Raw genomic sequence first — 20,418 nt, forward strand, 5'->3', positions numbered from 1 at the left:
TTAAGGTAGTGGAATGCTATCGAGTACCGCAGAAATATCTCGAATTTTTACCTCCTCAAACCCGTCACCTTCCAGGGCTTTTAGAGATGAACCACAGACAATATGGTCATAGACATCATCACCTGGATAGTCATTGTTAGACAACAGTTCACACACTTCCATTTTAAGCAACTCTAATGCTTCTTCATCAACATCCTCGAATTGATTCAGAAATACAGCGATATAGGGAACGCCAGCTTGTCTTGCCATCTGAATGTGCTCGCTGGTTTGTGGCATTAGACCCTCAGTTACTGCAACAACTAGGATTGCACCATCGAACTTAACATCACCTGTAAGCCTAGTGTTTAAATCATCACTTGGGTAGTCAGCGTGTGCATAGTGACGTGTTGGAGTATCGTACTCTGCATGATGAGAAGTGGCAATTTGCTCAAAAGAGTTTTCTTCACCACCATAGGTACGAGTAATTACCCTGGATAGGGCTGCGGTAAGTGTGGTTTTACCGTGACCTGTATGACCGATAGTAATAAGGTTAATATGCGGTTTGGTACGTTCAAATACTGCTTGCGACATATCTTTAATCCTACTGGTTATGTTTTTTAGGCGTTTAAGCCATAATTTTCAATCGTACACAGTGTTTAGACTGAAAGTCAAGTTTCTGGCTAATCCCCCTACGCGATGTTATTAGAGGAGGTAGAGGTACAAAAACCCCCACTTGATTCCTAAAATCTAAACTAGAACTCAAGTGTTTCTTTTCGTTAAAAATTTTTAATCTTAGGAAAAGACAAAAAACAGCAAAGTTAAACTTAACCATACAATCAAGCCACAGCAAACTCAGTTAATTTACGAGTTTCTGGATCATAAAAAGCCAAAACAATATCCTCTTTGGGTACGCCTTCAGTTAATAACTCATTAGCAATACCTTCCTCTGTCCAATCTTCCTCAATATAAATTTTCTCATTTTTAATGCGAATATGAACATGAGTTGATTTTAGTCGTTTATCCTCTTTCCAATCAACTGTTAACCAAAGATAATGATCGTGAGTTTCATCAAAAACTAAACAAGTTTCAGTATTATAATCAGGTGATTTATGAACTAACTGATCATATTCTGTTAAAATACTTTTAATTAACTCTCGATATTTTACGATTTTATCCATGATACAATCTCCTCTTTTTTATCATTAAAAACAATCAAGTGAAGTTGATGACGTTTAATTACAGGTTGGATTGATTTTCTTTGAAAGAAAGAATTAAAAACAGCACTTCTTACTGCTAAATAAAGTTCATAATCCTTATGAGAAAATTCAAGAAAATCACGATATAGAAGATATTGCCCTAAAGCGTTTTGAAAATCATTCATTGGCGAAGGATTAATAAAACTTTTGATTTCCACTACAATTATACGCTTTTGTTGTTCTGGCAATAAACTCTTTTCTGCTAATAAATCAGCATAAAGGTTATCATCTTCATATTCAACTGTATAAGGATCGGCTAGAATTGTCCAACCATCCTTAATTAAAGCATTTTTAAAAGAATCATGGTAAATATCTTTTCTTGGCATTATCCTCCTTGCATTATCCTCCTTTGTCACTAATTCTACCATTATAAACAAAAACTATTAAGCCACAGCAAACTCAGTAAATTGACGAGTTTCAGGATCATAAAAAGCTAAAACAATATCCTCTTTTGGTACACCTTCAGTTAATAACTCATTAGCAATTCCTTCTTCTGTCCAATCTTCCTCAATATAAATTTTATCATTTTTAATGCGAATATGAACATGAGTATTATTAATTCTCTTGTGATTAACCCAATCTACAGACATCCATAAATAATGATCATGAGTTTCATCAAAAACTAAACAAGTTTCATATTTTTTCTTAGATGAACGATTAGCAAGATAATCATGTTCTGTTAATATCTTTTTAATAGTTTGACGATAATTAGTTAATTTATCCATTCTACTATTTCCTCCTTATCCGTATTAATAACAAGTAAAGCAACTTGATTTAATTTTACTACAGCTTTAATTGATTTTCTTTGAAAAAAAGTGTCATAAATTTCATCTTTAATAGCTAAGTAAATTTCTTGGTATTCATCTCGAAGCTCATTGAATTAAATTACGATACAGTATATATTGTCCTAAAGCTAATTCAAAATCTTTCATTAATGAAGAACTAATAAAACTTTTAATCTCAATAATAATTTTACGTTGTTTTTGTTCTTCTGAAATGACCTTTTCTACTGCTAAATCAGGATAAAGTTCAACATCTTCATATTCCAGAGGATAGGGATCGGCTGTGATTGTCCAACCATCCTTAATTAGAGCATTTTTAACCGCATCATGGTAAACATCTTTTGCTGGCATTGTCCCTCCTTGTAATTGAGTTAGGTGGGCAATGCCCCCATTATACTCTCGCAGTTCTTGTTGATACATGAACTAATAAACAGCATTGAACTTAATTATCGGGTTGTACAAGCCCAGGTTTCAATTTTGCAAGTCCCGGTACCACATTCAATTAGAGCATTTGCTTGGGCTTGTTCTTTTGTGATCGCCCAACCCCAACCGATAATTCCTTCTGGACTCTTGGCTACCGCACCACAGGCATTTTTAAACCAAACCTGGACTTTACAATCGGATTTAGCACATTCTTTTAATGCCTTTTGTTCGGCTTCTTGTCGAGTCGGATAATCGTAACCATAACCCCAACCTCCCGATATGGAGGTGGCGATCGCTCCATAACGATCGGGTTGAGCTAGGGCGACCCCGGCCATTAAACCTTCAAGGACGAGAACAGAAGCACTAACTAATAGAAAATGTTGTTTGATCCAATTTTTTTTCATTCAGTTTCCGAGGTATTTTGTAATGGTAAATAAATCGTCATGATGTTCCTTTGTTGCGGGCGCTGTTTAATTACCAGTTTCCCCCCCAACGCATGAAATAGATTTTTTGTTACCGCCATATTTAGGCTTAAACTTCCGGTTTCCGGTTGGAACATTAATAACGGCCCTATTGATTTTAATGGAGATTGGGGAGACACGGCAAAGGGGGAATTAACTTCTTTTCCGGGTTGGGATTCTAATTGTAACTTTAACTGATGTCCTGCTAATCTCACCCCGACTTTAATATGGCTACCACAGGGAAGACTGCGGGTAAAATTATCAATCACTCCCGTTAAGACTTGATCAAGCATAGTCGGATCGCTGATGACTGTCGGTAGTTTATGGGGCAAAATTACCTCTAAGGTTTGGTTACGCTGACTCGCTTGTTTTTGCCATTGAGATAGACTACTTTGAAACACATCTCCTAATGACATTGCCGTTAATGGTAGGGATTTCTCCTCACTATTTCCTCGACTATTTTGTCGGCTTTGTTCTATTTCTAATTCAACAGCCCGGAAAATTAAGTTAAACCGATCAATTTGGGTTGTACATTCTTGATCGATCATTTCTAAACGTTTATGAATTACTTCGGCTGGTAAATTTGGCCGTTTTAATAGTAACCTTGTTAATGTGCGAATTGTCGCTAAGGGTGTCCGAACTTCATGGGCGATCGCTTGTAATAATTCAACTTCTGCCGTTTGGATTGGATTTTCCAGAATAGTCGTTTCTGGCTCGGGAGGAAAAGATTTTGAACTCTTGTTTTTATCTAAATTGGAATTTTTTTTGACGGCAATGCCAACGGTTTTTAACTTATTTTTTAAAGGTTCAATTTCTGATTTTTTTTCTACTTCTAAGGATAAATTATTTAATAATAAACGACTAAATTGCATCACCGTTTTATAATTGGGTTCAATCGGAATAAACCGGGCAATGCTCTCCTCTAATTTGGCTTTTTGTCTAGCTACTTCCATTCCTAAATCTCGGTTTGCTGTGGCTTTAATTAATTCCATGCGATCACGCAGAATTAATAATGCTTTTTCCACAATATCAGGATCAAAGGAAAACAGAAAAGCCGGACTTCCAATTAAATCCTGACCCAATACCATAACTAAACTAAACTGACTTGTTAAAACTAAACAAAACTGTTCTTTAACTAAAGGATCTTTCCCATGTAAAGGACAGGCTTCTGTTTCAGGCATAGAATTATAGAATTCCTCCGATGCCGGAAGTAAGGCTTTAGGATGGCGTAATTTTAAAACTAATTCATCTCCTAATTTAGACAGGTCATGGGTAAAAATTTGAGTCGCAAAATGAATCGCTAAATCGGGATGAATTAAAACCGGAACTGGCCCGGAAATAATTAATCCTAAATGGGATAGTGCGTCTGAACTTGAAATCGAATTTTCCGATATTGAATTGATATTAGATTGGAGTTCTTCTAATAAACAATTCATGGATTTAACGCCACTATACCATTCTTCCTCTGCCTTTAAATATCGTTTAACCTCAGAAGAAATATTAGAATGATGTTCTGAATGACACAGAAATTGAGACGAATAGGAATAACCTAATTTATGGGTTTCATCTTCTGCCAAAATCTGACTGAGTGTTGGTAATAATATTTGGTTCATCATCGTCCCCCTAAAACGAATTATAGAATTTAGAAATAACTTTTAGAAATAAGTAAAGTCTCACTCCCCGACAAAGGCGGTTTGTTATCCCTTCACCATAGCGACATTTGCCTGATTCGTACATTCGTAGAACCGAACTCCCTAGGGGTGAGTTTACCCCTTAGAGCGGTGGGGGAGGGGAGACATCCTTGCTGGGGTGAATAACTAAGCCTCAACTATTAACCATATCTGCTATCCTAGACTTTGGCTTGTTAGTCCCTAGTGCGCTAAATAGCCCTACGGTAAATTTCATCCCCTCTAAACCTATGAATTGGCAGCAAATGCTCCCTGGAAAACTAAAGACCCAACTCAAGCCCCAGGTGATCGCCGGAATGGTGTTATTAACCCTAGCATTTTCGGTTGTGATTGGTAGCCAAAGTTGGGCAAGAAATAAAATTAGAAGTGATTATGAAACCAAATTATTTAATGCAGCTTTAGGATTTACCCTGTATTTTGAAGGAGGATTCAGTGATCATCCCTCCGATATTGGGGGCAGAACCTATCGAGGAATTACCCAGGCGGAATATAATGTCTATCGTTCTAATCGAGGATTACCCGGCTTAGATGTGAGTCAAATGTCTGAGACAGAATTAATTGAAATTTATAATAGCTATTGGCAAGGAAGTGAGGCTGCAAAAATGCACCCATCCCTCGCTATTGTGATGTTTGATACTTCTGTTAACTTCGGAATTAATAACTCAATTACGTTTTTACAACAAGCATTAGGATTACCACAAACCGGAGTATTTGATCCAGAAACCAGGGAAGCCTTAGAACGCGGAAATAACCAATACACAGCCCTACAAATTATTAATGAACGAATTTTATATCGTTATAAACGGGTTCAAGAAAATCCCAGTCAAATGGCATTTTTTCACGGTTGGTTAAGTCGAGATTATAGTTTATGGGGTTATGTAGAAAAGATTAAAAATTAAGGCTTAAAAGTCTCCAAACTCAACAGGACTTACGCAAGGACGCTATATATATTATGATCTGTTTCTCTCTCCATCAAACATTGCCTAAATTGAACCCAACTAGGCAATGTTTGAAAGACATAAATACATTGCTACTTTACAAAACTTTACGTCGTGATAAATTTTGCGCGTATCTTGTCTTTACCCCGTTTTGGCGTTACTTCTGCCGCTGTGTACTAGTCTATCTTGTGCCGGTTAGGAATCAAGCGGGCCTAGCAACAAGCTTCCAATCGATTGCGGGTCTTCGTTGAAGTAGTATTCGCGGATAGCCTCCACCATTTCATCGGTGGTGATATAGCCGCTGCCATCCTTATCGACCAGGCGGAAAGCCACAAGTGTATCGGCCTTTGGCACGTTGATCAACGTATGCATCCAAAGTTCATATTCCTCTAAACTTTGACGACCATCGCCATCGACATCGGCGATTTCCATGACCGCCTCGCAAAACGGACGATAGCCTTGCTCAAAGTTTTCAGGGGTTACAAGCATACTGTTGGAAAATGCATTCTTGTATTCGGCTTCGCTGATCCGACCATCGCCATCGACATCGGCAGTGGTGACAAGACGCTGCCAAAGTTGCATGGTGAGGTCATATAACCTCTGTCGCGCTGCGGAATCAGGCCCATGACCAAATGCCTCGCACATCCTGGCAACAGCCTGCTCGAAATCTGTTTTCTCGACGTAGCCATTGCCATCAAAGTCGTATCCTTTAAAACGTCGAGCGAGCTTTTTATTGAGAAATGGTGAAATGTTCATAAGAGATATTCTCCTTGTCGAGTTAAATGAATTAAGGTCAGTAACTTTGGACGACGAGGTAACGCATCCGCCACTCTACGAAAGCGTCGTTGCTCAAAATAGAGTTCCCATTTGGGGCCAGGGCGTTTTCATTGTCGGGGTAAAAAAGAAAATAAAAGTGATCTTCTTTCGGTAAAATCAAAAATAGATCACTTTTATTTAGTTTTAAAAAATTCACGTTAAACAGTATAATTGAATACCTGAAGTTAGTCAATACTGTCAATTGCACCCCTGTTCAGTTTCATTTAAGTTGTAAAATAGTATAGAATAAATGGGTGCTTGTTCTCGTAACTATAAATTGCTAGAAAATATAATGAGCGAAACACAAATATATGAGTACGAAGAAGTGTTTGTAACAGGGGAAATTCATCCTATTATTGTGTTGCAAAATTTGCTTCAAGAAGGTATTATTTCTGACTATATTCTTTATCAAGATCAGGACGAAGTGCGTATTGCTGGCAATATCTTATTTAAAGTATCAGTAAGCTGCGAGGCTGTCTCATTAGAAGATACAGAAAAAAAGCTGTCAGTCCCTATTAGCGATCCATTTAAACAAGTAGAATCCTTATTAGCATCTTTGCCAATTAGAGATTGGACGGCTTATGGCTATATTGCTTTTGATATAGTTCGCTTCTACTCAAGCTACTCCAAAGCAATACAGCAACCACTTTTATGTTTTATTGTGCCAGAAACTGAAATTCACATTACTAAACAAAAAGTAAAAATTAAAAGCATAAAATCCCTAGATAAAATCAAAAAAACGTTATTGGTTAATAGCCAATTAACAGAGTTCGTTCCCACACCCATATCGATTAATGTTACTGATAACGAGCAGGAATGTTATCAAAGTAAAGTAGATGTTCTCATTCAAGCTATTCAAGCAGGTAAATTACAAAAAGCCATACTTTCTCGTTATGTAAAGCTCAAAGGAGATCTGGATGTTATTAAAACTTATATAGCCGGAACGAAACTTAATAACTCTGCCCGTTCATATTGTCTGAATATAGGAGATGTAAGTGCTGTAGGATTTAGTCCCGAAATATTGATGCAAATAGACAATCAAGGATTTGTTACTACTAATCCGTTGGCAGGCACCCGGCGACGGGGTGAAAACTCGCAAGAAGATGCTCGCCTGTATAGTGAATTATTTACCAATGCTAAAGAGGTTAAGGAACACGCGCTCTCCGTCGAACTTGCTCAACAAGAGATAGCCAAACTTTCTGTACCTGGAACAGTTAAAATATTTGATTTTATGCAGGTCAAGAAATACCGCTATGTACAGCATTTGTCATCGCGAGTGAGCGGTCAGTTAAAACCAAAGAAAACTTTATGGGATGCTCTGAAGGTTTTATTTCCAGGCATTACTGTGTCCGGTATTGATAAAAGTGAGGCGTTGGAATGGATAGCTCGCCTAGAAGACGAGCCACGAGGTATTTATGCAGGTGCTATTGGTTGGATAAACAGCGCTGGACTAGTAGATTTAGCGATCGCCATCCGCTCCGTCTATCAATATGATGACTGGATTTACCTAAATGCTGGAGCAGGTATAGTAGCAGAATCACTCCCGGAACAAGAGTACATGGAGTCTGTTAACAAAATGAACACCATGTTATGCTGTCTGGTATTAAAGTATTAATCAATCCCAGCCATTCATGACAGGGAATAGGGAACGCCGGATCTGGGAACAGAAATAATACTTCTGGCTCTTTCATATCAGTATTAAAATGTTACAACCTATTTAGGATTGCTATAGTATCTTCTAAAAACGTTATGCAAAATATAGCCCTGGGATTTCAATCTCCCGAAAAAATCACCGAACAAAAATTTTTATTTGACTTTCTAGATAAATGTGACGAAATAGATTCTGTGCGTGTATGCAAGCAGAAAATCATTAATTATTTAGACATTAAAGAAGGTGATTGCGTTTTAGATGTAGGGTGCGGAATCGGTCAGGAAGTACAACGTATAAAACAAATTGTTGGGAAGAATGGTTTGGTTGTGGGAGTCGATAAAAGTGAGTTAATGATTGAGGAGGCCAAGAAAAGAGCAGATAAATTAAATCTGTCAGTCAAGTATTCTGTAGCTGATGCCAACTCTCTCCAGATGAATGATAATAGCTTTGATGCTTGTCGGGCAGAACGAGTTTTATTATTCCTAGAAAACCCCAAGAATGCAGTTGAGGAAATGATTCGTGTATTGCGTCCTGGCGGAAAAATTGCCATCTTTGATTTTTACTTAGACGGCACTTTTGTTAACTCGGCTTTTCCCGCTTTAACTCGCAAAATTGTAGGCTTCATATCGGACAGTTTTCCCAATGGATTAATAGGTTGTAAACTCCCAGAAATATTTGCCGAATTAGGTTTAACCAACATCACTTTTGTTCCCCACACTAATCTGGCACCATACGATTTCTTTATGTGGGTTTGTCATGGACTTTTAGAGCAAGCGATTCACCAAAAAGTCATATCAGAATCCGAATTAAATCAATGGGTAAATCAGTTAAAAAAACTGCACAACCAAGGGAGTTTTTTAGCAGGTTTTCCAGGTTTTATTGTGACTGGTCAAAAAAAATAATCTAAAGATAAATGCGTTATTTCTATTACTTCGTCATACTATTCAGTGATTGATTATAAGTCCTGCTCAAGTAAAAAGAGGGTTGGGAGACCCAACCCCTACGATAATATAATTTGATTTTCTGGTTTAGTCCAATTTTTTTTTCACGCCATCGAGTGCATCGTTAGTCGCATTTTTCACCCCATCAATTAGGTTTTTAGCCTTATCTTTGAGATCGGCTGCTGCATTCATAGCTTCTGCTTGTATTTGTTTGGCTTCCCCTTCCGCTTTGAGTTGGTTGTCACCCGTTAAATCACCCGCAGCGGTTTTTAATTTGCCTTCGACATCTGTAGCCGCAGCTTTGATTCTATCTTCTATGCTCATAATTGTTTTTTCCTGAAGGATAGTAAAGTGATTGTTCAAAATTTAAACAGAAAATTGTTCAAAATGATAGGTTATTCCGATCCTTTTTTGCTAACATTTGTGAACTAATCCATCGGTTTTGAACGTTATCTAGTAGGGAGCCGTATCCCAATAGACATAAATTGACTCCTGGGCTAACCGATAAATTTGCCCTTTGTCGTCCAAACCAGCTTGACGATAGGCGGCTTGACCATTTTGGTCTACATAGTTACCCGGTTTATTCTTTACGGGGCGAAGGTCATAGCGTTTGCCATCTTTGAGTTGAATACCGACAGCGCCCTGACGCTGAGAAAAGGTACATAGCCCGGAAGATGAGGCTTTATCTTCTCCTTTGGGGTAAACATCACAGCGCGCCTTTACGGTGTCTGCTTTGGCAACCATGGCGGTACCCAGAATGGTCAAAGACAGGAGTGCTGCAAAAACAGAGGTCTGAACTTTCATAATTCTTGTGTTTTAAAAACAAAATCGCCCCTACATTCAATTCAATTTGTAGGGGCAGAAAAAATTATAAACTAGACATGACTTCTCTAGCCGCTGCTAAGGTTTGATCAATGTCTTCATCCGTATGGGCTAAAGAGGTAAACCCGGCTTCAAATTGAGAGGGGGCTAAATAGATTCCTCGCTCTAACATTCCCCGATGAAAACGACTAAATTTGGCTAAATCAGATTTTTTAGCATCTTCATAATTGTGGACTGGCCCTGGAGTAAAGAATAAACCAAACATTCCACTAATTTGACCTCCACAGGCTGCATGACCAGTTTCTTTGGCTATTTGTAACAAACCAACACTTAATTTTTTGGTGATTTTATCCAAATATTCATAGGTTCCCTGTTTTTGCAATAACTCCAAGGTTTTGATGCCTGCGGTCATCGCTAAGGGATTTCCCGATAGGGTTCCCGCTTGATACATCGGGCCAGCCGGAGCCACCATGGACATAATATCCCGCCGTCCGCCATAGGCCCCCACGGGTAAACCGCCACCAATGACTTTTCCCAAGGTCGTTAAGTCTGGTATCACCCCGAATTTCTCCTGCACCCCGCCATAGGCAATGCGAAACCCGGTCATCACCTCGTCAAACACCAATAAAGCCCCATTTTCCCGAGTTAGCACCCGCAACCCTTCCAAAAATCCGCCATCGGGAGGAATAAAGCCAGCGTTGCCTACAATCGGTTCTAGGATGACTCCGGCAATTTCACCTGGATTTTCCTTAAATAGCTGTTTGACGGCTTCTAGGTCATTGTAGGGGGCGGTGAGGGTACTAATAGTAACGGATTTAGGAACCCCAGGAGAATCCGGTAAACCTAATGTGGCGACCCCGGAACCAGCTTTTACCAGGAACATATCCCCGTGCCCGTGATAGCAACCTTCAAATTTAATCAGTTTCTCCCGTCCAGTGAAGGCACGCATCAAGCGCAAGACCGATAAACAGGCTTCGGTTCCTGAATTGACAAATCGTACCATTTCCACGCTGGGAACCGCATCAATCACCATTTCTGCCAAAATATTCTCTAATAGGCAGGGAGCCCCGAAACTGGTACCTTTTTCTAAGGCTTCTTTCAGGGCGTTGATCACCTCGGGATGGGCATGACCGCAAATAGCCGGCCCCCAAGAGCCAACATAATCAATATACTGATTGCCGTCCACATCCCAAGCATAGGCGCCTTTGACGCGATCAAAAACAATGGGTTGTCCCCCGACGGACTTAAACGCCCGCACGGGAGAATTCACACCCCCCGGCATGATTTTTTGGGCGGCGGCAAAGATTTCTTCTGATTTTGTAGTTGTTAAGGGTAGGGTCACTCTGAGATAATCTCCTTGAACTGTATATAGTTTGGGTTAATGGACAAAAAGCAATATTCCGATCACTTTTACTGGGTATAGCCCAACCAACCAGATGATATTGTAATCAAGTTAGGGATCTCGTTGTATTCGGTAAATTTATGTCAACCTTAAAACCCTTAGAGTTAAGCCTGTCGAGTGAAATTGATACAATTCGTTACAACGAAAACGGATTACTTCTGGCGATCATCCAAGATTGTTTAGAAGGAACGGTGTTAAATTGGGTTTGGATGAATCCAGAAGCCCTAGAAAAAACGATTACATCAAAACAGATTTGGTCTTGTCAAGAAACATCGATTGTGTTATGGAAGTCGGAAATAATGGTAAAGGAAATTCGTTACCATGATGATAGTCCGATGGTGATTATTGGGGTGGAAGAACGGCATCAGGAGTTATCAGGAAATACGTTATCAGGGTTATTTGATATAATTTGCGATCGCCGGGATTATCCACAATTAGAATCCTATACCTGTAAATTATTAGCGGGGGGAGATAATAAAATTCTCAAAAAAATTGGAGAAGAATCGGCTGAAGTAGTTATGGCTTGTAAGGATAATGAAAAAGATGCGATCGCCGGGGAAGTTGCGGATTTATTCTATCATACCTTAGTCGCCTTAGCTTATCACAATGTTGAGTTAAGAAATGTTTATCAAAAATTAGAATCAAGACGAAAATAATCATAAGTGGTGTGGCTATAATACACGAGTACCACTCATGGTTATAAAGCAGTCGCCACATCTATTAGGACATTCTTGAAAGTTAAAAGCTGCTCACAGTAAGTATTTACCTATAGCGAGATTGCCTATTCCCTATTGCTATAAGATGAATCTGGGGGACAAAACTTGAACTCTTAACCTTTAGGCGGTTGAGGACAAGTTCTCTGATTCCAGTCACATTGATAGAGATGTTGTTCTTGCCAACTGAGGGGAATTTCTAGTAAATCTCTGGTTCCCGTCATTCCTTGACCTAGAAACAATAATAAAGCAATACAATTTAAAACCGTATGGGTAATTCTCCAGCGATTTGATTGATAAATATCCGGGACAATTGCCAAGGAAAAAATCATTAATAACGCTGCTGCTACCCCGTAATAGTAATGGGAGAATTGCCACTCATAACCCCGTCTAAACACCCCTTCCTGACATCCGATAAGCACAATTCCCATTCCGGCTAAAGTGGCAAAAACTCCTCGCCAAATCCGTTGATTGGGTTTAGCTCGATAGAGTAAAATTAGTGAAGCAATCGTGAGTACAAACATAAAAATAATAAAAATAGCTTGAGGCATTTTCTCAGGGGATAAATCTTTAAAAACCCCCTTAAAATAAATTGAATACCCTAAAGCAACTAACGTAATTCCCACCACCGAACCCGTTAACCACCGACCTATTTTTAAATGTTCTTGTCCAACATTCGCCGGAATTTTAGTTTTATTCTCTGATTCAGAACGATGTAAACGGCGTTGACGGGTTTGCCATGCCATATATACAGAAATCCCGATTAAGGGAAACACAAAAACCACCGCCAACACGGGGTGGATTAATCCAATAATATCCTTAAATTCCATAACGGTCTCCTAGAAAAAATTACCACCCATTGCTTGAATCCCCTTTTCCCTATTCCAGATTCTGGTGTTTTTTGTTATAGAATAGTTATAACTTAATTTTGCCTCAATCAATCTCTGAATTTTTTAAATGAACGCGATTTCTAGCACCAACCCTAAAAACCAACAGGAATTAGAAAAAATTGTGGGGGTAGGGAATGTCCAACCCTGGGACAAAATTGAATCCGTGCGACAACAACAAATCATTCAATGTTTAGCACCAGAAACCCCAATTCAAGGGCTAATTTATCCTCAAACTCAACAACAATTAGCAGAGGTTATTGCCTATACTAACCAACAGCAATTAAAGGTTTTACCCTGCGGTTTTTGTAGTAAAATTGATTGGGGGGGACTGGTCAAAAATATTGATTTTGCTGTCAGTACCCAGGGCATGAATCAACTGATTGAACACGCCGTTGGCGATTTAACCGTTACCGTAGAAGCAGGGATGAAATTTTCCCAGTTGCAAGCTATTTTAGCTCAGAAAAATCAAGTTTTAGGATTTGATCCGAGTTATCCTGAAACCGCAACAATTGGCGGAATTATTGCCACGGGAGATACAGGTTCCCTGCGCCAACGTTATCGAAGTATTCGAGATTTAATCCTGGGGATTTCCATTATTCGTTATGATGGAAAAATCGCTAAAGCTGGGGGTCGAGTGGTTAAAAATGTAGCCGGTTATGACTTAATGAAACTATTTACAGGTTCCTATGGAACTTTAGGAATTATTAGTCAAATTACCCTACGAGTTTATCCCCAAGCTGAAGTTTCCGGGACGGTAATATTAACAGGAGAAGCTGAAGCTATTTCTCAAGTCAATCAAATTTTATTAGCTTCTGCTTTAACTCCTGTCGCTGTGGATTTAATCTCGTCTGACCTATCAAAAATATTAGGATTGGGAGATAATATTGGTTTAATGGTTCGGTTCCAAAGTATTGCAGAAGGTATTAAACAACAATCTCAACGATTAATAGAGTTGGGAGAAAAAATAGGGTTAAAAGCAATTTATATTGATTCCGATGAGGATAATTTATGGCAACAATTAAAACAGCAAATTTGGCAATCTGAATCTCAAGATTCTATTATTTGTAAAGTCGGAATCACCCCTACCTCGGCGGTCAAAACCTTAATCCAATATCAAACCCTGGGAATGATTCATGCTGGAGTTGGTTTAGGGGTATTAAGGTTTGACAGCATTTCCCCAGAAACCCTGTTAAAATTAAGAAATTGGTGTGAGTCCCAAGGGGGGTTTTTATCAATTTTAAAAGCACCTGTAGACCTAAAACAAAAGTTAGAAGTTTGGGGATATGCAGGAAATGCTTTGAATTTGATGCGTCAAATTAAACAACAATTTGACCCTCAAAATCAGTTTAGTCCCAATCGTTTTGTCGGTGGAATTTAATTAATCAATTATTTTGGGAGAATTTAGTTAAAATGCAAACATCTGATCAAATTATTGACCCTCAATCACTTCCTGCTAAACAAAGTAACTTTTTAGGACAAAATCCCCATTTAAACCCGACTGAAATTCCTGGTTTTGACTCCACAAATCCCCCTAATCCTAATTTAATAAGTACCTGTGTTCACTGCGGGTTTTGTTTGTCCACTTGTCCCAGTTATCGGGTTTTAGGAACAGAAATGGACTCCCCAAGAGGGCGGATTTATTTAATGGATGCCATTTCTAAAAATGATGCTTCCTTGGGGGAAACAACCGCCCAACATTTTGATAGCTGTTTAGGATGTTTAGCCTGTGTCACCACTTGTCCTTCAGGTGTTAAATATGATCAATTAATTGCCGCCACTCGTCCTCAAGTTGAAAGAAATGTTCCCAGAAGTTTATCTGACCGTTTAATTCGAGGATTAATTTTTAATTTATTCCCCTACCCTAAACGTCTACAGGCATTTTTAATACCGCTTTTCATCTATCAAAAATTAGGAATACAAAAAATAGTCAGAAAAACAGGTTTATTACCAAAAATATCTCCTCGTTTAGCTGCAATGGAATCAATTTTACCTGCTATTCCTAAAGACGCTTTTCGAGAAGATTTTCCGGTTATTATTCCCACCCAAGGAGAAAAACGCTATCGAGTCGGGGTAATTTTGGGCTGTGTTCAAAGGTTATTATTTAACCCCGTTAATGAAGCCACGGTCAGGGTTTTAACCGCCAATGGGTGTGAAGTTGTGATTCCGAGAAATCAAGGCTGTTGTGGAGCTTTACCCGAACATCAGGGACAAACGGAACAGTCCCATACCTTAATTAAACAAATGATTGACAGATTTTCCGGGACTCGTTTAGATGCTATTATTATTAATGCGGCGGGCTGTGGTCATACCTTAAAAGAATATGGACATATCTTAAAAGATGATCCCCAATATCGAGAAGCAGCACAAGAATTTTCGGCAAAAGTTAAAGATATTCAGGAATTTTTAGTCGAAATTGGGTTAACAACACCCCTATTTCCCTTAACAGAAACCGGGGAATTAACCCTAGTTTATCAAGATGCTTGTCATTTATTACATGGACAAAAAATTAGTTCCCAACCCCGTCAACTGCTGCAACAAATTCCGGGGGTAAAATTACGAGAACCAATAGATGCTTCCTTGTGTTGTGGAAGTGCCGGGATTTACAATTTGTTGCAACCGGAAATTGCCGAAGAATTAGGACAGCAAAAAGTAGATAATTTGACAAATACCGGGGCAGAATTAATTGCTTCTTCTAATCCCGGTTGTTCTTTGCAAATTAAAAAACACTTACAATTGCAAGGAAAAGATATTAATTTAATGCACCCGATGGAATTACTAGATTATTCAATTCGAGGGGTTAAAATCAATATAGCAATCCTAAATAGGTTGTAGCATTTTATCGTAGGGGTTGGGAGACTCAACCCAAGCGCAAAGAGGGTTGGAAGACCCAACCCCTACGGGTTTTTATAAGTTTATTCACGATTAATGCCATAATCAAACAAAATAGGGTCAATATTTTTGCTATGGTTGGTCAGCTTTTAGACGGACGCTATCAAGTCATAGACGTGATTGAGTCAACGGATTTCGGGAAAACCTATCTCGCTAAAGACACTCGCCGACCCGGTGAGTCGTTATGTTTTGTTAAACATTTGCATCTGACCCCAGCAGATGCCAAACTTGTTAATGTAGCCCGTCAGCGTTTTCAACAGGAAGCCAAGGTTTTAGAAAAACTCTCCCAACATGATCAAATTCCCCAACTGTTGGCTTATTTTGAAGAAAATCGAGAATTTTATTTAGTTGAATCCTATGTTTCGGGTCACTCATTAATGGATGAGATTTTACCAGGTAAGCCCTTAACAGAAAATCAAGTCATTAATTTACTTACCGATGTATTAGGAATACTCCGATTTGTGCATCAACAGGGAGTGATTCATCGGGATATTAAACCGAGTAATTTAATCCGTCGTCAAACCGATGGAAAAATTATTTTACTGGATTTTGGAGCGGTTCAAGAAATTAATTTGAATTCCGATCAAGATTCCCCCAGTAGTCGGGTGGGAACCCTGGAATATATGCCCATTGAACAGTTTCAATGTCATCCCCATTTTAACAGTGATATTTATGCCTTGGGAATGGTTGCCATTCAAGCATTAACGGGTTTGCCAGCATCAGAATTGTCAAAATTGCGAAGAAATAATGGTTCAGATACAGGGGAAATATTTTGGCGACATTTAGCAATTGTTAGTGTGGAATTTGGTGATCTCATTGATAAGATGGTGCGGTCTGATTATCACCAACGTTATCAATCTGTTGATGACGTTTTATCTGTTCTGAAAACTCTGCGTTCCGCCTCCGCGCCTAATCTTTCCAAACTAGAAATCTATCGGGAAGAAGTTCAACGGTGTGCCAACCATCATCGGGGTGAAATTTCGATTATCGGTCGGCAAATTTTAGAGGAGTTACGCCTAAGTTTAGAACTGTTACCCGAAGATGCAGAAGCTATTGAAGATGAAATCTTAAATCCCTATCGTAAATATCATGAAAAGGGAGAACGTTATGAACAAGCTTTAATTGCCACAATGCAGCAGGAATATCCTTTTAGTCCTGAAACTAGGGAAGAACTCAAACGATTTCAACAACTTTTAGGGTTAAATGATCAGGATATTGCCACTATTGAAAAACAGGTTTTACCCCAATCTATTTTAACTCAATTTTCTAAATTTATCCAAAATTTTCGCCCCATTCCTACTCTAGCTAAATCTCAAAATATAGAGTCTAAGTTCTTAAAAAAAATTCGTCTTGATCAACTGCTTTGGTTGGGTTTGGGACTGGCGAGTTTATTGGGAATAATTCTGGCACTATCTGAATATCAAAAATGGAGAAATTTACAACAATTTCAAACCCAAAAAATTAATGCTATCCAAGAATTATTAGTCACAGGAAAATATGAGCAATGTTTAAATGAAGCGGACAATATTACCGAAACCGCTTTAAAAAATCAAGCCATTAAAAACCTCATCCAAAAATGTCAGGATAAACTATTTTGGAAAACCGTAACGCCTGAAGAATTTGCCCAAAATGCTGATGCGGTTTGGGCTGTTACCTTTAGTCCCGATGGTCAAACTATTGCTAGTGGGAGTCAGGACACAACTTTGAAATTATGGGATATTAAAAGTAGAAATGAAACTAAAAGTTTAGTTGGAGATTTCTCCCCAATTTATGCTGTAGATTTTAACTCCGATGGTACAGAAATATCCTCTGGGAGTGGGTTATGGCGGATTTTAGAATGGAATCTGACTACTGGAAAAGCCTATCCTCCCCTAGAACATTTAGCAACTATTTGGTCAGTTGATGTTAGTCCTGATAATCAAAAAATTGCCAGTGCGAGTGCGGATAAAACTGTGAAAATTTGGGATCGACAAACGGGGGCTATTTTACATAATTTAACTGACCATCAAGATCAGGTTTATGCGGTTGTTTTTAGTCCCGATGGTCAACTATTAGTTACAGCTTCTCAGGATAAAACTATTAAAATTTGGCAGGTGGCAACCGGAGAATTATTAAATACGCTTACCGGACATTTAGAAGGGGTGCGATCGCTGGCAATTAGTTCCGATGGTAAAATTATTGTCAGTGGTAGCTTGGATGATACCGTTAAAGTTTGGAACCGAGAAACTGGCGCGTTAATTCAGACTTTAACCGGACATTCTAACGATGTCTTATCCGTCGCCATTAGTCCTGATAACCTTATTATTGCTAGTAGTAGCCGAGATAAAACTATTAAACTATGGAATTTAAAAACGGGAGAATTATTAAATACCCTAACCGGACATCAAGATGAGATTTATTCGATTAAATTTAGTCCCGATGGGAATAGTTTAGTCAGTGGAAGTAAGGACAAAACTATTAAATTGTGGTTGCGTTAATATCAACCCCGTAGAGACGTTGTATACAACGTCTCTTTTTTTGTAGAGACGTTGCATGCAACGTCTCTACAAAAAAAGCTAAATTCCTAATGCTGCTAGGGTTGCCGGGCCAGCAATACCATCAGCCGAGAGTCCACAGTTATATTGAAAGGATTTAACAGCACTAGCGGTTAATTTGCCATAGTAACCTGTGGAGTTAGCATTAAAATAACCCAGGTCTGCTAAACGATTTTGCAGGTGTTTGACATTACGGCCACTGTCACCCCGGGACAGAGCTCCACCGCCACCGCCACAACGATGACTACAGCCACCGCCATAGCTATCACTAACCTGAGAGCTTCCTACCCCTAACGCTCTTGCCGTTTTCCAGCCAACAATTCCATCGGGATTTAAGCCATAATCTTGTTGAAAGGCGATGACGGCGTGTTTTGTCACCGACCCAAAGTAACCCGTTGCTCTGCCGTTAAAATAGCCGTAATTCTGCAACGCATACTGAACACTTTTCACACCCTGACCGCTATCGCCACGGGTGAGGGCAGCACTGGCGGGTTGGCTTACACTCAGCACAGACAAGCCAATAGCCGTTGCTACAATGGGCAACCAGCAAGCGGTTGATATTTTACTCCAATTCACACATCGGAATAGTACCAAATCCCCATTGAAATCGGCTTTCCGAGGGGACTCATAGGCAGAAACTAAATGATTGTAGGCAAGAGTATCCATAAAATCCTTGATTAACGCATTAACAGTACGATTGCCAGCAGTTAATCCGATTAAAGTTCAACTACCGACTCTTAATTTATAACTTTGTAAGCAATAAACGTCCAGATAAATTTTATGTTTTCCGCAATTTTTATTAAAACTTAACAAAATAACTGATCATCTTATAATTCACAAACCTACAATTGTACAATAAATAAAAAAATATGAATTGAACTTAGATGGAAACAATGGTTAATTTTTATATCGGGATTGATTTTGGGACATCCGGTGCTCGTTCGATTACCATTAATTCTCAAGGGACAGTGGTAGCCCAAACTCAATTTCCTTTCCCCTCGTCAGCTTCCTCCTCTGAATGGGTTGGTCTTTGGAAAACGTCTCTGTTTGATGTAATCCAACAAATTCCGTTACATTTTCGCCATCAAGTTGATGCGATCGCTATTAATGGAACCTCTGCCACCGTGCTACTTTGTGATCCTAATGGCATTCCAGTACAATCCCCAATTCTATATAATGATAGTCGGGCTGTTACCGTCTTAGAACTGTTAAAAAAAATCGCCCCTCCCGATAATATTGTTAACAGTGCCACTTCTAGTTTAGCCAAACTTATCTGGTGGTTAACCGTTGAAACTGCCAACACTAAACCACAAAAATCTGCGCCCCGCTATTTTCTCCATCAAGCCGATTGGTTAGCATTTTTATTACATGGAAAATTAGGGATTAGTGATTATCATAATAGCTTAAAATTAGGCTACGATGTCGAGAATTTGACCTATCCCGATTGGTTAATTAATGGTTTACAACCTCTGACTGATTTAGAATTATTGAAACTGCCTGATATAGTTGCTCCTGGAACCCCAATTGCCACCATTACCCCCGAAATGGCAGAACAGTTAAAATTACCTAAAACCTGTGTTATCTGTGCGGGAACTACCGATAGTATAGCAGCGTTTTTAGCCAGTGGTGCCAAGATTCCAGGGGAAGCAGTAACATCTTTAGGTTCCACTTTAGTCTTAAAACTTCTCAGTCATACTCCTGTAAATAATGCTAAATATGGTATTTATAGCCATCGCTTAGGAGATTTATGGTTAACAGGAGGTGCTTCTAATACCGGGGGTGCGGTCTTACGGCAATTTTTTAGTGATCGGTCACTGGAAAATTTCAGCCGTCAAATTAACCCTAATTGTAATAGTAACTTAGATTATTATCCTTTAATTAAAAAAGGCGATCGCTTCCCGATTAACGACCCCGAATTACTTCCCCGTCTGCAACCTCGTCCCGATCATCCGGTTGAGTTTTTACAGGGTTTATTAGAAGGAATTGCCAAAATTGAAGCCCAAGGTTATCAACTTTTACAACAACTCGGAGCCACTCCCCTCACCCAAGTTTATACCGCTGGAGGTGGGGCAAAAAATCCGACTTGGACAGCTATTCGTCAGCACTATTTAAACGTTAACATGGTTAATTCTATTCATACAGAAGCCGCTTATGGAAGTGCGTTACTTGCCCTTGAGGGAGGAATTAAGCTGTACTGCATTTAAACTGTATAGCAAGTCTAAATGAATTGTAC

The 20,418-nt window shown here is 39.1% G+C and carries 21 protein-coding genes and 1 pseudogene; 8 read left to right on the plus strand and 14 right to left on the minus strand.

The window, feature by feature from the left end; all coding sequences use genetic code 11:
- Positions 1-3: 3 nt before the first annotated feature.
- The 8 genes and pseudogenes from PL11201_RS11990 to PL11201_RS12020 all read right to left on the minus strand — a co-directional run.
- Positions 4-570 (minus strand): annotated as a pseudogene (locus PL11201_RS11990) (GTP-binding protein); the annotation flags it as partial.
- A 245-nt stretch (positions 571-815) separates the two neighbouring features.
- Positions 816-1,157 (minus strand): XisI protein, encoded by a 342-nt coding sequence (locus PL11201_RS11995; RefSeq protein WP_079678951.1) that lies wholly within the window; start codon positions 1,155-1,157, stop codon positions 816-818.
- Positions 1,142-1,561 (minus strand): XisH family protein, encoded by a 420-nt coding sequence (locus PL11201_RS12000; protein ID WP_079678954.1) that lies wholly within the window; start codon positions 1,559-1,561, stop codon positions 1,142-1,144. The genes PL11201_RS11995 and PL11201_RS12000 overlap by 16 nt, the downstream gene beginning before the upstream one ends.
- Before the next feature lie 57 nt (positions 1,562-1,618).
- Positions 1,619-1,960, minus strand: coding sequence for a XisI protein (locus PL11201_RS12005; protein ID WP_079678956.1), 342 nt, complete (start codon positions 1,958-1,960; stop codon positions 1,619-1,621).
- On the minus strand, positions 1,948-2,085 hold the full coding sequence (locus PL11201_RS27335) for an element excision factor XisH family protein (RefSeq protein ID WP_369821841.1): 138 nt from the start codon (positions 2,083-2,085) through the stop codon (positions 1,948-1,950). The genes PL11201_RS12005 and PL11201_RS27335 overlap by 13 nt, the downstream gene beginning before the upstream one ends.
- A 22-nt stretch (positions 2,086-2,107) precedes the next feature.
- Positions 2,108-2,437 (minus strand): XisH family protein, encoded by a 330-nt coding sequence (locus PL11201_RS27340; protein WP_255377631.1) that lies wholly within the window; start codon positions 2,435-2,437, stop codon positions 2,108-2,110.
- A 26-nt stretch (positions 2,438-2,463) separates the two neighbouring features.
- Entirely contained in the window at positions 2,464-2,844 is a 381-nt protein-coding gene (locus tag PL11201_RS12015; RefSeq protein ID WP_079678958.1) for a DUF4189 domain-containing protein, read from the minus strand.
- Complete coding sequence (locus PL11201_RS12020) at positions 2,841-4,514, minus strand: sensor histidine kinase (protein WP_079678960.1); 1,674 nt, start codon at positions 4,512-4,514, stop codon at positions 2,841-2,843. The genes PL11201_RS12015 and PL11201_RS12020 overlap by 4 nt, the downstream gene beginning before the upstream one ends.
- A gap of 305 nt (positions 4,515-4,819) precedes the next feature.
- On the opposite strand from PL11201_RS12020, the gene PL11201_RS12025 reads away from it, so the two are divergent.
- On the plus strand, positions 4,820-5,488 hold the full coding sequence (locus tag PL11201_RS12025) for a glycoside hydrolase family 108 protein (protein ID WP_079678961.1): 669 nt from the start codon (positions 4,820-4,822) through the stop codon (positions 5,486-5,488).
- A gap of 234 nt (positions 5,489-5,722) precedes the next feature.
- On the opposite strand, the gene PL11201_RS12030 is transcribed toward PL11201_RS12025, so the two are convergent.
- Positions 5,723-6,283: an EF-hand domain-containing protein gene (locus PL11201_RS12030; RefSeq protein WP_079678963.1), complete on the minus strand. Its 561-nt coding sequence runs from the start codon at positions 6,281-6,283 to the stop codon at positions 5,723-5,725.
- Between the two features lie 310 nt (positions 6,284-6,593).
- On the opposite strand from PL11201_RS12030, the gene PL11201_RS12040 reads away from it, so the two are divergent.
- Positions 6,594-7,958 carry a salicylate synthase gene (locus tag PL11201_RS12040; protein WP_234996674.1) on the plus strand — a complete coding sequence of 455 codons (1,365 nt, stop codon included), beginning with the start codon at positions 6,594-6,596 and terminating at the stop codon, positions 7,956-7,958.
- Positions 7,959-8,092: 134 nt separating this feature from the next.
- Entirely contained in the window at positions 8,093-8,896 is an 804-nt protein-coding gene (locus PL11201_RS12045; protein ID WP_079678967.1) for a methyltransferase domain-containing protein, read from the plus strand.
- 126 nt (positions 8,897-9,022) lie between these two features.
- Here the strand turns inward: PL11201_RS12045 and PL11201_RS12050 are convergent, their stop codons facing one another.
- The 3 genes from PL11201_RS12050 to hemL all read right to left on the minus strand — a co-directional run bounded on the left by PL11201_RS12050 (position 9,023) and on the right by hemL (position 11,099).
- Positions 9,023-9,259 (minus strand): CsbD family protein, encoded by a 237-nt coding sequence (locus PL11201_RS12050; RefSeq protein WP_079678968.1) that lies wholly within the window; start codon positions 9,257-9,259, stop codon positions 9,023-9,025.
- 129 nt (positions 9,260-9,388) lie between these two features.
- Positions 9,389-9,739 carry a hypothetical protein gene (locus PL11201_RS12055; protein WP_079678970.1) on the minus strand — a complete coding sequence of 117 codons (351 nt, stop codon included), beginning with the start codon at positions 9,737-9,739 and terminating at the stop codon, positions 9,389-9,391.
- A 64-nt stretch (positions 9,740-9,803) separates the two neighbouring features.
- Entirely contained in the window at positions 9,804-11,099 is a 1,296-nt protein-coding gene (gene hemL, locus PL11201_RS12060) for a glutamate-1-semialdehyde 2,1-aminomutase (protein ID WP_079678972.1), read from the minus strand.
- Positions 11,100-11,239: 140 nt separating this feature from the next.
- On the opposite strand from hemL, the gene hisE reads away from it, so the two are divergent.
- Positions 11,240-11,815: a phosphoribosyl-ATP diphosphatase gene (gene hisE / locus PL11201_RS12065; RefSeq protein ID WP_079678973.1), complete on the plus strand. Its 576-nt coding sequence runs from the start codon at positions 11,240-11,242 to the stop codon at positions 11,813-11,815.
- 173 nt (positions 11,816-11,988) lie between these two features.
- Here the strand turns inward: hisE and PL11201_RS12070 are convergent, their stop codons facing one another.
- Positions 11,989-12,702: a DUF4079 domain-containing protein gene (locus PL11201_RS12070; RefSeq protein WP_079678975.1), complete on the minus strand. Its 714-nt coding sequence runs from the start codon at positions 12,700-12,702 to the stop codon at positions 11,989-11,991.
- 127 nt (positions 12,703-12,829) lie between these two features.
- On the opposite strand from PL11201_RS12070, the gene PL11201_RS12075 reads away from it, so the two are divergent.
- From PL11201_RS12075 to PL11201_RS12085, 3 genes are all read left to right on the plus strand, one after another.
- A complete protein-coding gene (locus PL11201_RS12075; protein WP_079678976.1) occupies positions 12,830-14,140 on the plus strand; it encodes an FAD-binding oxidoreductase in 1,311 nt (436 codons plus the stop codon).
- A gap of 32 nt (positions 14,141-14,172) precedes the next feature.
- On the plus strand, positions 14,173-15,594 hold the full coding sequence (locus PL11201_RS12080; protein WP_079678978.1) for a (Fe-S)-binding protein: 1,422 nt from the start codon (positions 14,173-14,175) through the stop codon (positions 15,592-15,594).
- 131 nt (positions 15,595-15,725) lie between these two features.
- Positions 15,726-18,128, plus strand: a complete 2,403-nt coding sequence (locus tag PL11201_RS12085) for a serine/threonine-protein kinase (RefSeq protein ID WP_079678979.1) — start codon at positions 15,726-15,728, stop codon at positions 18,126-18,128.
- Between the two features lie 78 nt (positions 18,129-18,206).
- Here the strand turns inward: PL11201_RS12085 and PL11201_RS12090 are convergent, their stop codons facing one another.
- Positions 18,207-18,851, minus strand: coding sequence for a peptidoglycan-binding domain-containing protein (locus PL11201_RS12090; protein ID WP_079678981.1), 645 nt, complete (start codon positions 18,849-18,851; stop codon positions 18,207-18,209).
- Between the two features lie 227 nt (positions 18,852-19,078).
- Between PL11201_RS12090 and PL11201_RS12095 the strand changes: the two genes are divergently transcribed.
- Positions 19,079-20,389, plus strand: a complete 1,311-nt coding sequence (locus PL11201_RS12095; protein WP_079679575.1) for an FGGY-family carbohydrate kinase — start codon at positions 19,079-19,081, stop codon at positions 20,387-20,389.
- The last annotated feature ends 29 nt before the right edge of the window (positions 20,390-20,418 follow it).

The organism is Planktothrix sp. PCC 11201 (assembly GCF_900009135.1).
Classification (GTDB): domain Bacteria; phylum Cyanobacteriota; class Cyanobacteriia; order Cyanobacteriales; family Microcoleaceae; genus Planktothrix.